Raw genomic sequence first — 13534 nt, 5'->3', positions numbered from 1 at the left:
CCGTGCCACGAGCCGCCCGACGCCCTGCCGCGGCTCGCGATGCTGCGCCATGCCGTCGCCCGCCGCGGGCCACCCGGCGCCACCCGAGCCACCGCTGATCACCAGGCCGCGGCCTGGCAGCTCGCCGCAGCCTGATTCTCCGTCACCACATCGTCACTCCCGTGCCGTCGCCGGCCGGGAGTGAGCCCGCGCGCCCCGTCGCGCCTGCTCCTGGAGCCTCATGTTCACGACCCGACCCTGCCGCGGCCGGCCCGTCCGACCGCGACGGTTCCCCGCCCCGCGCCAGCCCCTGGCGTGCACCGCGGACGGACTCGCCACCGCACCGACCACCCCTGACCCGCCCACGTCCTGGCCGCGGGGCACGGCCGCCGGGTCCGAACGCTGGCGGCAGTCCCGCCTGGCCGCCGTCCGGCGCCGGACTGGCCGGCTCGTCACCCTCGCCGGTTCGACCCTGGCCGCGTCGTCGCTGATCCTGCTCAGCGCCTGCGCGGGAACGGGCACGAACAGCGCCGGGGTGACGGTGGTCGACGCCGGCGACCCCGACAACGACGGTCTGCACGGCACCGTCCCGGCCGAGCGGACGGCCAAGCCCGCGCTCAACCTGACCGACGTCAACGGCGCGCCGTTCGACCTGCGGGCCCGCACCAAGGGCAAGATCACCCTGGTGTTCTTCGGATACACGATGTGCCCGGACGTCTGCCCGACGACGATGGCCGACCTCGCAGCCGCCCTGAGCGAGGTCAAACCGGACGTCCGCGCCCAGATCTCGGTCGTGTTCGTGACGACCGACCCTGATCGGGATACCGGGCCGGTTCTCACTCGTTGGCTCAGACAGTTCGACTCCAGCTTCATCGGGGTCCGCGGCACCTTCGAGCGGATCCAGGCGGGCGCCGATGCCCTCGGCGTCCCCCTGTCCAGGCCGGAGGTCCAGGCCGACGGCTCCGTCCTGGTCACCCACGGTTCCCAGGTGATCGCATTCTCCCGGGACAGCCGGGTCCGCGCGCTGTACCTCGCGGGCACGAGCGTCCAGGACTACATCGATGACCTGCCCAAGCTGACCGCCGAGCGGTCCGGAGAACAGCGACAATGAACACGATCGCCTACCGCCTGAGCACGCCGACGCAGCCGACCAGCCGCGTCGTGTCCACCGTGCTCCGGTTCCTGCTCGGCGGGGTGTGGCTCGCCGCCGGGCTGCTGAAGGTCAACGATCCCGATGGGATGCTCCGCTCGGTGCGGGCGTTCCGGATCCTGCCCGAGGCGCTGGTGCAGCCGGTGGCCTATGCCGTCCCGTTCCTGGAGATCGCCCTCGGCCTGCTGCTGATCGTCGGGCTCGCCGTGCGGGTCACCGCGATCGTGTCGGCGCTGATGTTCGCGACGTACATCGCCGCCATCGCCTCGGCGGCGGCCCGCGGGCTGCGCATCGACTGCGGCTGCTTCTCCTCCGGCGGCGACCTCACGGCCGACGCGCCCACGCATTACACCTCTGAGCTGATCCGCGACAGCCTCCTGCTGGCCGCGGCAGCCCTGCTCGCCTGGCGGCCCGCCGGCTACCTCAGCGCGGACCGCCTCCTCGACCGCCCGGGTGACCACGAATCGCCGGTGGACGACCGTTTCGGGAGTGACACAGATGGCCTCGAAGACTAAGCCAGGGGGCAAGAACGGCCCCCGTGACCGTTCCGGAGCCGGGGGCGCCGGGGGCGCCACAGGGCGCGGGTCCAACCCGTCCGCCGCCGGGGGTCCGCCGTCCGAGCGGCGGCGCGCCAACAGCGCCGAGGAGCGCCGGGCGAAGGCCGCGGCGGCGCGGGCCGAGGCGGCGGCGAAGGAGAAGCGCCGTCGCACCTGGATCATCACCGCCGCCGTGGTGGCCGCGCTCGTCGTCGCCGGCGTGATCGGCATCGTCGTGCAGAACTCCCGCGAGGAGTCCAAGCCCGTCGTGCTGCCGGCCACGGCGACCGGCTCCGCCGGCGGCATCGTCGTCGGGAAGGCGTCCGCGCCCGTCACCGTCGACATGTACGAGGACTTCCAGTGCCCCGCCTGCGAGGCATTGGAGAAGCAGACCGGCCCGACCATCGGCACCCTGCTCGACCAGGGCAAGATCAAGATTAATTACCACATGATGTCGTTCCTCGGCCCCGAGTCGAAGCGCGCGGCCAACGCCGGCGCCGCCGCCGCGAACGTCGGCAGGTTCCGCGAGCTGCACAACGTCCTCTACGCCAACCAGCCCGAGGAGCACACCGGTGGCTTCACCAAGGCCGACCTGATCACCCTCGGCGCCAAGGCCGGCCTGACCACGCAGGCATACAAGGACGCGGTGAACAACGGCACCTACGACGGCTACGTCGCCAAGGTCGACAGCGACGCGTCGAAGGCCGGCGTCACCTCGACCCCGACCGTGCTCATCGCCGGCAAGCAACTCTCCGGCGACCAGCTCACCCCGGCCGGCTTCACCGCCGCCGTCAACGCGGCGAGCTGACACCGCCGCGCACTGGCCGCGACGCGCGGGACGGCCGACCACAGGACCCAGGTTTGCCGTCCCGCGAAGGTCAGGACTAGCTTGTCGGGGCATGACTGAGACCGCCAGCGCCGCCCGTCTCGCCCCCGGCGATCCCGCGCCCACGTTCACCCTGCCCGACGCCGACGGCAACGAGATCTCCCTGTCGTCGTTCAAGGGCCGCCGTGTGGTCGTGTACTTCTACCCGGCCGCGTCCACCCCCGGCTGCACCAAGCAGGCCTGCGACTTCCGCGACAGCCTCGCGCAGCTCAATGACGCCGGCATCGACGTGCTCGGCATCTCCCCCGACAAGCCCGCGAAGCTGGCGAAGTTCCGCGACCAGGAGGCGCTGACGTTCCCGCTGCTCTCCGACCCGGACCGGGCGGTGCTGCGGGCCTATGGCGCGTTCGGCGAGAAGACGATGTATGGCAAGAAGACCGTCGGTGTGATCCGCTCGACGTTTGTGATCGACGCGGACGGCGCGATCGAGGTCGCCCAGTACAACGTGCGCGCCACCGGCCACGTCGCCAAGCTCCTGCGCGACCTGGACCTCGCCACCGCCTGACCCGCCGGGGCCGCGCCTGGCTGTCGAGGCCCGGCCAGGCCGTTGGCGACCGCGGCGATCAGCTCGCGGGACGCAGGTCCCAGCGCAGTAGCACGTTGCCCGGCCGGCCCGGATCGACGAGCACCGGGATGCGCCGGGGCCGGCCGGAGGAGCTGACGGCCACCGTGGCGAGGTCGACGTTCGAGTCGGGCACCACCGCGCTGCGGACCACCAGGTACGTGTCCCCGCTCGCCCGGCGAACAAGCAGGCGCATCTCGGCGACGGCCCGCCCGTTCACCCGTGCCCCGGTGTCCCGCAGCGTGTCGACGGTGGCGGTGGTCGCCAGACCACCGTGGATGAGTGTCAGCGCCTCGTTCCGTTCGAGCAACGCCCGCTCGGCGGCGGTGGCATCCTCGGCGGAGCCGTCCGCCCCACCGATGCCGGCCTGCTCGGCAACGCCGCCGGTAATGTCCGCGGGTCTGTCCGGTTCCCGGACCTCCGTGCTCGTCATGTGCGTCGTCTCCAAGTCGTCCTCGCGCGTTTCGGCGCGTGCACCAGCCTGCCGCCGACGGCCTGTCGGTGCGGGTCGGGCTGCCGACAACGGATCCGCTGTGCCTGTCGGTTGGGCGACCGCCGGGTCGGCAAGGCGGCGCGGCACGAACACTGCGACGCGTTCCTACGTGTCCGGTTCGCAACCACCCAAACCCCATAGGGCCAACTAGGACACATACGGCCAATCCGCCGCCACAGCGTCACCACCGCTCAACGCTTCAGAGAACCTCCCAGCCCCGCCCACCGCACCCCTCGCTACGCTGGAAGCCACGCGGGAGTGGCGGAATGGCAGACGCAGCAGGTTTAGGTCCTGCCGCCCTAGGGCGTGGGGGTTCAAATCCCCCCTCCCGCACCATTAGAACATTAGTTCTAATGGTGCTGGTAAACAGCAGGTAGGGCGTTTCTTCTGCGACCTCCGCCCCCCCTCCACCACCGGCAGCTACCGGCAACGGGCGGCAGCCACCGGCAGCCACTCCAGCCCGAGACGTGTCCGAAACCCCCGTCATGATCCACCCTCCATGGCCGCGGCGAGCCGCGCCAAATTGATCTCTTCGCGCCCGTCAACGACGTGCGCGTACACCGTGTAAGCATTTGCAGAGAGTGACCTGCCTATCTCGCTACCTGCATCGGATCGACGCCGGCCGCCAGCATGTTCGACAACGCGGAATGCCTCAGGTCGTACGTCGTCTCCGCGAGCGGGCTCGACACCTGCTCTGGCGTGAATGCCGCCTTCCTGGCCGAGCGGTACACCTTGCCGTACATGCCCGTCGTCAGCGGCCCGCCGCGTTCCCCCCGGAACAGCCGCCCGTCCTGCCAGCCGAACTCGGCGATGTGCGCGCGGATCAGCACCACCAGCGACGGAGAGATCGGCACCGACCGGATCTCCCCCCTCGCCCGATGTTTCAGGGGCTGGCTCTCCCGCTCCCCGGCGTCGTACCACTCGTCGTCGAGCTCCGGGTCGGCCGTGGCGAGCAGGAACCGGCCCCACGCCGCCGTGCCCTCGGCGTCGTCGGGGAGCACAACGTTGCTCTCGCCGAGGTCCCGGACCTCCTCCGGCCGAAGCCCGGCCTTCCCGACGCAGCCGAAGAACGCGCGATACCGGAGATACCGGCCGCCGTCGATGGTCCCGACGGCGGCCACGAGCGCGTCGACCTGGGCATGGTTCGCGACCGACCGCGGGTCGATCGCTTTCGCCACCCGTAGCCGGACCGTGGGCAGCTCTCGGAGTAGGTTCCCGCCGGCGAGGCGCCGCTCGACGGCGTAGTTGAGGGCCGAGTGCAGCACCGATCGGTGCCGGGCCGCGGTCTTCGCCGCCGCGGGCTTCCCGGCGAGCGTCCTCCCGCCCAGGGCGACGGCGGCGCGGACCATCGCCTCGTCGACCTGGTCTACGCGGACCGTGTTCGCGGCCAGCCACGCCGCCGCTTCGGCGAGCTGTTCGGGCGGGTCGACCTCGACGGCCTCGCCGCGTTCGGTCCGCCAGCGGGCCGACGGCCGGTACGCCCAGTCGTACATCGCCCGGCGCAGGAGCAGCGCGTCGGGCCGGCCCCGGGCGGCCTTCGGGAGGTAGAACGCGGGGGTGTGGGTCGCGAGGCTTTCGGCGAGGTTCCGCCGGTGGCCGGGGGACACGGTCGGCCACATCATGGCCGCGAATTCTGCGGCGTGCTGGTACGACGTCACGTCTCTGGCGCGCTGTTCCTCTGGCTATCGGTGGCCGGCCGATGAGCGTGGCGGCCTCGTGCATCGCAGCTGGCCCATGACGATCGCGATCATCTACATTCCCCCATGCTCGTGGGCGACGCCGGCCGCTCGCGACGTCGAGGCGGAGGCGATGTGCAGGACGCCTCCCCACATTCCTGACCGAGCTTCGTCCGCCGAGCGAAGCCCTAGAATTCTCCGATGATCAGCGAGAGCGCACAGAACGCGGACCGCCGCCCGGTTCGCGCGGGCACCGGCGGCGCCCGACTCACCTGTCTCGGGCCGGTGCCGGACCCGCCGATCGATCGGGTGACCAGCGCCGCGGCGGTCGCGATCACCGACGATGGCCGGCTCGTCCTCGCGGAGCTCGACCGCGGGCCGGACCTCCCCGGCGGGCACGTGCGGCGCGACGAGATGTCGGTGGATGAGACGGTGCGGCGCGAGGCATGGGAGGAGATCCGCGCCCGCCTCGGTGAACTGCGCCCCGTCGAGGTCATCGAGTCCGACCACTTCGGCCCGGGCGACCTCACCTACATGGTGATCCGGGCCGCCCGGGTCCGCGAGCTCGCCTCGTGGGTGCGGACCCACGAGTCCGCGGGGCGCCTCGTCATCCCGCCGGAGGAGTTCCTGCGGCGCTACCGCGGGGACGATCCGGCGCTGATGCGCCACCTCGTCACCGCCGCCCTCGCTGCCGTGGCGGACCATTCCTGAGCAGCGGCACGCATACGATGAGACGCCACGTGATCGCCTGGTGACGACGTCCTGGCTGCGACGGGAGCACGAACCGTGAAGATCGGATTCATCGGCCTCGGTGGAATGGGCGCCGCGATCGCCCGCAACCTGATGGACGCCGGCCACACGATGCTGGTCTGGAACCGCTCCCCCGAGCCCGTCGCCCGCCTCGCCGACGCCGGCGCCGTGCCGGCGAGCATCGACGAGGCGTTCGCGACCGGTGTCGTGCTGAGCATGCTCGCCGACGACAACGCCGTCACCGAGCGCCTGCTCGACCCGGCGGTGCTCGGGGCGGCGCCCGCCGGCGCCCTGCACGTGAACCTGGCGACGGTCAGCCCCACCCTCGCCGCGCGGGCCGACGCCGCGCACACCGAGCACGGCCTGCGCTACCTCGCCGCGCCGGTCTTCGGCCGCACCGACGCGGCCGCCGCCGGCAATCTCAACATCGTCACGGCTGGTGACGCCGCCGCCATCGATGAGGTGCGCCCGCTGTTCGACGTGGCCGGCCGGCGCACCTGGACCGTCGGCGACCGGCCCGAGCAGGCGAACCTCGTGAAGATCTTCGGCAACTACCTCATCGCGTGCTCGATCGAGGCGATGGCCGAGGCGACCACGGTGATCGAGGCCGACGGGCTCGATCCGGCGATGTTCATCGAGATCCTGACGGAGGGCCTGTTCACCGGTCCCGTCTTCGCCGGCTACGGCGGCATGATCGGGCGGCGGAACTACGAGCCGGTGAACTTCCGGCTACCACTGGGCTTCAAGGACGTCCAGTTGGCGCTCGCCGCCGGGCAGGAACGCAACGTGCCGCTGCCGTTCGGTTCGGTCCTGCGGGACGCGTTCGTCGACGCGCTGGCCCATGGGCAGGCCGAGCACGACTGGGCGGCGGTGGCCGAGACCGCCCGCCGCCGCGCCGGCCTGGCCTGAGCAGAAGCCGTCTCAGGATGCGGTCTCCCGCCACGCCGCGGCGCAGGCTGACCGCATGGATCATCCCGCCGACATGACCGCGGCCGTGACCTTCGCGGTGCTGGTGGTGACCCTGAGCCTGGGGCACAAGCTCGCCGACCACGTGCTGGGGCAGACCGATGCCCAGGCTCGACTGAAGTCCACACCGGGGAGGGTGGGCTGGGCGGCGCTGGCTCGGCACCTGGTCGCCTACCACGCAGTGCTCGTCGTGATGGTCACGATCGCGCTGGTCGCGCTGGGCCTGCGGCTGTCGGTTCCCGGCTGTGCCGCCGGACTGGCCGTCTCGATGTTCAGCCACGCGTTGTGGGACCGGCGCCGGGCGGTGCGCTGCCTGCTGGTGCGCACGGGCAGTGGGGAGTTCGCCGACCTCGCCGATCACGGACTCAACGGCATGTACCTGGCCGACCAGGCACTGCACGGCGTGTCACTGTGGGTGGCAGCGCTGGTGGCGGTGCTGCTCTGAACGCGGCCGGGCTGGGGACCGGCCGGGCGCGGCTGCGGCTTACCGGCCCGGCCGGGCGCGCGACCACTGGGGTCGGCGGCCGCGCGGGGCAACGCTCCACGAAATGTTGTCGTCTCCGCCGGCACTCTCCCAGCGGTCATCGTCCGCGCCGTCCGCGCCGTCGGGACCGGCGTAGTCCCAGCTCGACGACCAGTCATCCGCGTTCGGATCAGCGGGCGCGTCGGCGCCCGACCAGTCGGTCCCGCTCCTGACGAAGCCGACCGGGCGGCCAACCTGCGGGTTCACGAGCCAGGCAGTGATGGTGACCCCCACGAGGACGGAGTGGACGTGGACCGGCGTCGGCCGCGATGCCCGGGCTGGCCCGAGTACGGGCGGACCGCTCTGATTGCCGCCGTTACCTTCCTACCGCCGACGCCGAGCCGGCAACCTCGATCGACGTCAACCTGACAGGCAGCGATACCGGTTTGGCGGCCATCATCCCGCTTGGTCAGCCCGCCCGCGCGGCCCCGACCAGCCCAGGACGTGGTGTCAGCGGCGCAGGGTGCCGTTCGGACTCCCTGGCCCGACGGTGCCAGTCGGAACACCCGCGTGGATGACCCGACCGGACGCCGCCGAGACCGAGGAGCGACTGGGCATCGCGAGTCGGGGACGGATGGCGACCCGGACACCACAGCCGCATTCTCAACCTACCTGTTCGATAGCTTGTAGTCACTGATCGATTACAGGCAGTTCTAGCGTACACCCGGCTTACTCGCCCTGGGCCTGTAGTCCGCCGAGCTCAATTCAGCCATTCCATGGACACTCCGATCTTCGCGATCATTCGGTCGATGCCGATCCGCCACACATCGTCCGGACCCGGCGCACCCTGGGCGACCGGCCCGGGACCACCGGCCCTCGACCCTGGCGCCAACCACGCCAACCAGGCAGATCGGTAGTACCGGCGACTTCTGGGTGGTGTCCGGCATTGGACAAAGGTTTCGTGATGACAGCCACAGGGTGAGCACCGGGTTTCCGGCTTAGTCTGATCGCTCATGAGCGGCGCGCCAGTAGGGGTGTTCGACAGCGGAGTAGGCGGCCTGACCGTGGCCCGCGCGATTCTCGACCAGCTTCCGCACGAGCCCCTCCTCTATCTCGGTGACACCGAGCGAGCACCCTACGGACCGCGCCCGATCGCCGAAGTGCGGCGTTTTGCTCTTGAATGCCTCGATCGTCTGGTAGCGGAGGGAGTGAAACTGCTCGTCATCGCCTGCAACACGGCCAGCGCCGCGTGCCTGCGCGATGCCCGGGAGCGCTACGACGTCCCCGTCGTCGAAGTGATCATGCCGGCGACCCGGCGCGCGGTGGCGGCCACCCGCAGCGGCCGCGTCGGCGTCATCGGGACGTCGGCCACGATCGCCAGCCGCGCCTACGACGATGCCTTCACCGCCGCGTCGGGGGTGAGTCTCACCACCGTCGCCTGCCCGGCGTTCGTGGACTTCGTGGAGCGGGGTATCACCTCGGGACGCCAGCTGTTGGGGCTGGCAGAGGCCTACCTCGCACCGTTGCAGGAAGCCAGGGTTGACACGGTAATTCTTGGATGCACGCATTATCCTCTGTTGACTGGCGTCATCGGCCTCGTGATGGGAGAGGGCGTAACGCTGGTGAGCAGCGCTGAGGAGACCGCGAAGGACACCTACCGGGTGTTGGCGCGCGAGAGCCTCTTCCGGGATCCCGCCCTTGCGCCGCCCAGCCACCAGTTCCTGACGACAGGTGATCCCGCCCTGTTCACCCGGGTGGGACGCAGGTTCCTGGGCCCCGAACTCGCCCAGGTCTCGCCGGTGGCGGCCAGCTCGACGCCGGCCGGCTCCCCGACTCCAGCCCCCTGGCCCGCCCGATCCCCGGCGGACCCTGTCCCTCCTCCGCAGGATTCCGGCCAGTACCCGCAAGATTCCGACCATCAGAGCCCGGTGGTGCCACGGTGAAACTGACGATTCTCGGCTGTTCCGGCACATACCCCGGCCCGGCCTCCGCCTGCTCGTCCTACCTGGTGGAGTCCGAGGGCTTCCGGCTCGTCGTCGACGCGGGCAACGGTTCGATGGGCGAGCTGCAGCGCCACTGCGATCTTCGTGACATCGACGCGGTCCTACTCAGCCACCTGCACGGCGATCACTGTCTGGACATGGTCGCGAACTCCTACGCGCGGCGCTACCACCCCGAGGGGATGCCCCCCAAGCTTCCGGTCTACGGACCGATCAACACCCAGGAACGGCTCTGCGGCGCGTTCGAGAAGTGGCCGGAGGACAGCCTCGCGGACATCTACGACTTCCGCACCATCGGCGCCGGCTGCCTGCACGTGGGACCGTTCCGGATCGACCTGACCCGCGTGGCCCATCCCATTGAGGCCTACGGCGCGCGGATCACTGCCGGCGACCGGGTGCTCACGTACTCGGGTGACACCGGCGCGTGCGAGCGGCTCGTCCGCCTCGCCCAGGACAGCGACCTGTTCCTCTGCGAGGCATCGTTCCTCGACGACGAGGACAACCCGCCCGACCTGCACCTGACCGGCCGCGAGGCCGGCGAGCACGCGCGGCGCGCCGACGTCGGCCGGCTCGTGCTGACCCACCTCGTGCCCTGGGGCAACGCCGCCCGCTCCGAGGAGGAGGCCGCCGGCGCGTTCGACGGCGACCTGACCATCGCCACCCCGGGCGCGGTCTTCGAGGTCTGACCCAGGGCGGCCGGTGTGGGCCAGTCAGGCGTGGGCCAGCCGGGCGGCAGCGGCCCGATAGGGTCGCGGGGTGACACGAGTCGATGGTAGAAAGCCGGACGAACTGCGGCCGGTGACAATCCAGCGGGGCTGGCAGGAGCACGCCGAGGGATCCGCGCTGATCAGCGCGGGGCGGACCAGGGTGCTGTGCGCCGCCTCCGTGACCACCGGGGTCCCGCGCTGGCGTAAGGGCAGTGGCCTGGGGTGGGTGACCGCCGAGTACGCCATGCTGCCGCGGGCCACGAACACCCGCAACGACCGCGAGTCCGTGCGCGGCAAGGTCGGCGGACGCACCCACGAGATCTCCCGGCTGATCGGGCGCAGCCTGCGGGCCTGCATCGACCTGAAGGCACTGGGCGAGAACACCATCGCCATCGACTGCGACGTGCTGCTCGCCGACGGCGGCACCCGCACCGCCGCGATCACCGGCGCCTACGTCGCCCTCGTCGATGCCACCCGCTGGCTGAACCGGCCTGCCGCGATCACCACGAGCATCGCCGCGGTCAGCGTCGGCGTCGTCGGCGGCGAGCCGATGCTCGACCTCGCCTACACCGAGGACTCCACCGCCGACACCGACATGAACGTCGTGTGCACAGGCGCGGACGGCTTCGTCGAAGTACAGGGCACCGCCGAGGGCACCCCGTTCGACCGGACGATGCTCGACAGCCTGCTCGACCTCGCCGTGCGCGGCTGCGCCCAACTCACCGCCCTGCAGGCCGAGGCCCTCAGCGGCCCGGCGCCGGCCGGACCGCCGCGCGCGGCGGTGACCCGATGAACGCCGGAGCGGCGACGAAGATCGTCCTTGCCACCCGCAACGAGGCCAAGCTCGTCGAGCTGCGCCGCATCCTGGCCGCCAGCGACCTCGCGATCGAGCTGGTGGGTCTGCCCGACGGCGAGGAGGTGGCCGAGACCGGAACCACCTTCGCGGAGAACGCACTGATCAAGGCGCGGGCGGCCGTCGAGGCGACCGGGCTGCCCGCGGTGGCCGACGACTCCGGCCTCGCCGTTGACGAGCTCGCCGGGATGCCCGGCATCCGCTCGGCGCGCTGGTCGGGCCGCCGCGACGGCACCCGCGAGCAGCGCGACGAGGCGAACAACGCGCTGCTGCTCGCCCAGCTCGACGACGTGCCCGCCGAGCGCCGGGGTGCGGCGTTCGTCTGCGCCGTCGCGCTGGTCACCCCGGCGGGCGTCGAACGGGTCGCCCACGGCGAGCTGCGCGGCGCGCTGCTGACCGGACCGCGCGGGCAGAACGGCTTCGGCTACGACCCGTTGTTCGTCGCCGAGGGCCAGACCGGCACCAACGCCGAGCTGAGCGCGGCCGAGAAGGACGCGATCAGCCACCGCGGCCGCGCCTTCCGCGAACTTGCCGTCGTCATCGGCCAGGTCCTCGCCCCCGAGGCGCCCGCGAACGCGGCCACCCCGGGACCTGGCTAGGCCCAGAGCTGACCTTCGAGAGCGGCCTCCGCCTCCTCGAGGGTGCCCGCGTAGGCGCCGGTGGACAGGTACTTCCAGCCGCCGTCGCAGACGATGACGGCGATCTCCGCCGGCCGCCCGTCGCGGACGGCCCGCTCCGCCACGCCCATCGCGGCGTGCAGGATCGCGCCGGTGGAGATCCCAGCGAAGATGCCCTCCTCCTGGACGAGCTCCCGGGTGCGCCGCAGGGCCTCCTTCGGCCCGACCGAGTAGCGCGAGGTCAGCACCGACGGGTCGTACAGCTCAGGCACGAAGCCCTCGTCGATGTTGCGCAGGCCGTAGACGAGCTCGCCGTAGCGGGGCTCGGCGGCGACGATCGAGATGCCGGGGACGTGCTCCCGCAGGTAGCGCCCGGTGCCCATGAGCGTTCCGGTGGTGCCGAGGCCGGCGACGAAGTGGGTGATATTCGGCAGGTCCTCGAGGATCTCCGGACCGGTGGTCTCGTAGTGCGCCTGGGCGTTGGCCGCGTTGCCGTACTGGTAAAGCATGATCCAGTCCGGATTCTCGGCGGCCAGGCGCTTCGCGACGGCGACCGCCTCGTTCGACCCGCCGGCGGCCGGCGAATACCTGATCTCGGCGCCCCACATCTGCAGGAGTTGGCGGCGCTCGATCGAGGTGTTCTCCGGCATCACGCAGACCAGCCGGTAACCCCGCTGGCGGCACACCATCGCCAGCGAGATCCCGGTGTTGCCCGAGGTCGGTTCGAGCACCGTCGCCCCGGGGGTCAGCACGCCGCGCTTCTCCCCATCAGCGATCATCCACAGCGCCGCCCGGTCCTTGATGGAACCGGTCGGGTTGTTCTGTTCGAGTTTCGCCCACAGCCGGACCTCCGGCGACGGGGACAGCCGCGGAAGCCCGACGAGCGGGGTCCGGCCGACCGAGTCGGCCAGGGAGTCGAATCGCATGCGTCGGACCTGCCGCTTCGCTCAGAGGCGGGCGTCGGCGCTACCACCGGCGACCGCGGGCAGGATGGTGACCTCGTCGCCGTCGCCCAGCTTGGCGTCGAGACCGCCGAGGAAACGCACGTCCTCGTCATTGATGTAGATGTTGACGAAGCGGTGCAGCTCGGAGCCGTCGTCGCCGGTCACCAGCCGGCCGCGCAGGCCGTCGTAGCGGCTGTCGAGGTCGAGGAAGAGGGCGGCGATCGTGTCGCCGGTGCCCTCGACCAGCTTCGCGCCTCCCGTGTAGGTACGCAGAATCGTCGGCACACGGACCTGGACTGCCATGGTGCTCCTTTCAAGGATGTCGCCGGTCAGGTCTGACCGACGCACTGCCCGGCTGGGCGGGACCGGCACGCGGGGACGATGCTGGCGGATACCCGGCCCCCATGCCCAGAATGCCGCGCGGCGAGGTAGCTGTCCGGCCATCGGCCGGGCGGGCCCACCGCGGCCCCGACGAGCTGCAACGCCCGCGAATCTCAGACGATTTCCACCGGCTCCTCGGTGACCACTCCGTCGACGATCCGGAACGACCGGAAGTCGGTGCTGTCCGGTTCCCGGGTGGAAGCCAGCACGTAGTGCGCGCCGGGCTCGCCGGCGAGGGCGATGTCCGTGCGGGACGGATAGGCCTCCGTCGCGGTGTGCGAGTGGTAGATCACGACGGGTTCCTCGTCGCGGTCGTCCATCTCCCGCCACACCCGGAGCTGCTCGGTGGCGTCGAAGCGGTAGAAGGTCGGCGAGCGCTCGGCGTTCTCCATCGCGACGAACCGCTCCGGCCGGTCCGAGCCGACCGGGCCGGCGACGACGCCACACGCCTCGTCGGGATGGTCACGGCGGGCATGGGCGACGATCGCCTCGTAGCAGGCACGGTCGATACGCAGCACAGGCCCACCGTACGACGCGGACAGGCGGATCCGGGCAGCTCTTTCGAGACGAC

Annotated in this window: 16 protein-coding genes and 1 tRNA gene; 12 read left to right on the top strand and 5 right to left on the bottom strand. The window is 71.3% G+C overall.

The genetic code is table 11. The features are described from left to right. The first annotated feature begins 220 nt into the window (after positions 1–220). The 4 genes from MXD58_RS02355 to bcp all read left to right on the top strand — a co-directional run bounded on the left by MXD58_RS02355 (position 221) and on the right by bcp (position 3056). Entirely contained in the window at positions 221–1090 is an 870-nt protein-coding gene (locus tag MXD58_RS02355) for an SCO family protein (protein WP_248839143.1), read from the top strand. Further along, positions 1087–1644 (top strand): MauE/DoxX family redox-associated membrane protein, encoded by a 558-nt coding sequence (locus MXD58_RS02350; RefSeq protein ID WP_248839142.1) that lies wholly within the window; start codon positions 1087–1089, stop codon positions 1642–1644. Before MXD58_RS02355 ends, MXD58_RS02350 begins: the two co-directional genes overlap by 4 nt. Continuing rightward, positions 1628–2473 carry a DsbA family protein gene (locus tag MXD58_RS02345; protein ID WP_248839141.1) on the top strand — a complete coding sequence of 282 codons (846 nt, stop codon included), beginning with the start codon at positions 1628–1630 and terminating at the stop codon, positions 2471–2473. The genes MXD58_RS02350 and MXD58_RS02345 overlap by 17 nt, the downstream gene beginning before the upstream one ends. A 91-nt stretch (positions 2474–2564) precedes the next feature. Continuing rightward, complete coding sequence (bcp, locus tag MXD58_RS02340; RefSeq protein ID WP_248839140.1) at positions 2565–3056, top strand: thioredoxin-dependent thiol peroxidase; 492 nt, start codon at positions 2565–2567, stop codon at positions 3054–3056. A gap of 58 nt (positions 3057–3114) precedes the next feature. On the opposite strand, the gene MXD58_RS02335 is transcribed toward bcp, so the two are convergent. Then, positions 3115–3546, bottom strand: coding sequence for a hypothetical protein (locus MXD58_RS02335; protein ID WP_248839139.1), 432 nt, complete (start codon positions 3544–3546; stop codon positions 3115–3117). A gap of 312 nt (positions 3547–3858) precedes the next feature. Here MXD58_RS02335 and MXD58_RS02330 point away from each other — a divergent pair. After that, positions 3859–3942 (top strand) — tRNA-Leu (locus MXD58_RS02330). A gap of 254 nt (positions 3943–4196) precedes the next feature. Here MXD58_RS02330 and MXD58_RS02325 read toward each other — a convergent pair. Beyond that, positions 4197–5213, bottom strand: a complete 1017-nt coding sequence (locus tag MXD58_RS02325) for a tyrosine-type recombinase/integrase (protein WP_250608997.1) — start codon at positions 5211–5213, stop codon at positions 4197–4199. Between the two features lie 270 nt (positions 5214–5483). On the opposite strand from MXD58_RS02325, the gene MXD58_RS02320 reads away from it, so the two are divergent. The 7 genes from MXD58_RS02320 to rdgB all read left to right on the top strand — a co-directional run bounded on the left by MXD58_RS02320 (position 5484) and on the right by rdgB (position 11620). After that, the gene (locus MXD58_RS02320; protein WP_248839137.1) at positions 5484–5993 is read left to right on the top strand and encodes an NUDIX hydrolase; all 510 of its coding nucleotides are present in this window, start codon (positions 5484–5486) and stop codon (positions 5991–5993) included. Positions 5994–6068: 75 nt separating this feature from the next. Beyond that, the gene (locus MXD58_RS02315) at positions 6069–6941 is read left to right on the top strand and encodes an NAD(P)-dependent oxidoreductase (protein WP_248839136.1); all 873 of its coding nucleotides are present in this window, start codon (positions 6069–6071) and stop codon (positions 6939–6941) included. Positions 6942–7014: 73 nt separating this feature from the next. Beyond that, complete coding sequence (locus MXD58_RS02310) at positions 7015–7443, top strand: DUF3307 domain-containing protein (RefSeq protein WP_250608996.1); 429 nt, start codon at positions 7015–7017, stop codon at positions 7441–7443. 1031 nt (positions 7444–8474) lie between these two features. Then, positions 8475–9404 (top strand): glutamate racemase, encoded by a 930-nt coding sequence (gene murI / locus MXD58_RS02305; RefSeq protein ID WP_248839133.1) that lies wholly within the window; start codon positions 8475–8477, stop codon positions 9402–9404. Then, positions 9401–10147 carry an MBL fold metallo-hydrolase gene (locus MXD58_RS02300; RefSeq protein WP_248839132.1) on the top strand — a complete coding sequence of 249 codons (747 nt, stop codon included), beginning with the start codon at positions 9401–9403 and terminating at the stop codon, positions 10145–10147. Before murI ends, MXD58_RS02300 begins: the two co-directional genes overlap by 4 nt. 70 nt (positions 10148–10217) lie before the next feature. Further along, a complete protein-coding gene (gene rph / locus MXD58_RS02295) occupies positions 10218–10961 on the top strand; it encodes a ribonuclease PH (RefSeq protein ID WP_248839131.1) in 744 nt (247 codons plus the stop codon). After that, positions 10958–11620, top strand: a complete 663-nt coding sequence (gene rdgB, locus MXD58_RS02290) for an RdgB/HAM1 family non-canonical purine NTP pyrophosphatase (protein WP_248839130.1) — start codon at positions 10958–10960, stop codon at positions 11618–11620. Before rph ends, rdgB begins: the two co-directional genes overlap by 4 nt. On the opposite strand, the gene MXD58_RS02285 is transcribed toward rdgB, so the two are convergent. The 3 genes from MXD58_RS02285 to MXD58_RS02275 form a co-directional block, all read right to left on the bottom strand. Next, on the bottom strand, positions 11617–12564 hold the full coding sequence (locus tag MXD58_RS02285) for a PLP-dependent cysteine synthase family protein (RefSeq protein WP_248839129.1): 948 nt from the start codon (positions 12562–12564) through the stop codon (positions 11617–11619). The genes rdgB and MXD58_RS02285 overlap by 4 nt on opposite strands. 21 nt (positions 12565–12585) lie before the next feature. Beyond that, complete coding sequence (locus tag MXD58_RS02280) at positions 12586–12885, bottom strand: MoaD/ThiS family protein (RefSeq protein WP_248839128.1); 300 nt, start codon at positions 12883–12885, stop codon at positions 12586–12588. Positions 12886–13076: 191 nt separating this feature from the next. Beyond that, positions 13077–13481: a M67 family metallopeptidase gene (locus tag MXD58_RS02275; RefSeq protein ID WP_374615515.1), complete on the bottom strand. Its 405-nt coding sequence runs from the start codon at positions 13479–13481 to the stop codon at positions 13077–13079. Positions 13482–13534 lie beyond the last annotated feature (53 nt).

The organism is Frankia sp. AgKG'84/4, from assembly GCF_023242965.2.
GTDB lineage: Bacteria > Actinomycetota > Actinomycetes > Frankiales > Frankiaceae > Frankia.
The sequence above is the reverse complement of the archived record's forward strand: the minus strand, read 5'-3'. Positions and strand labels throughout refer to the sequence as shown.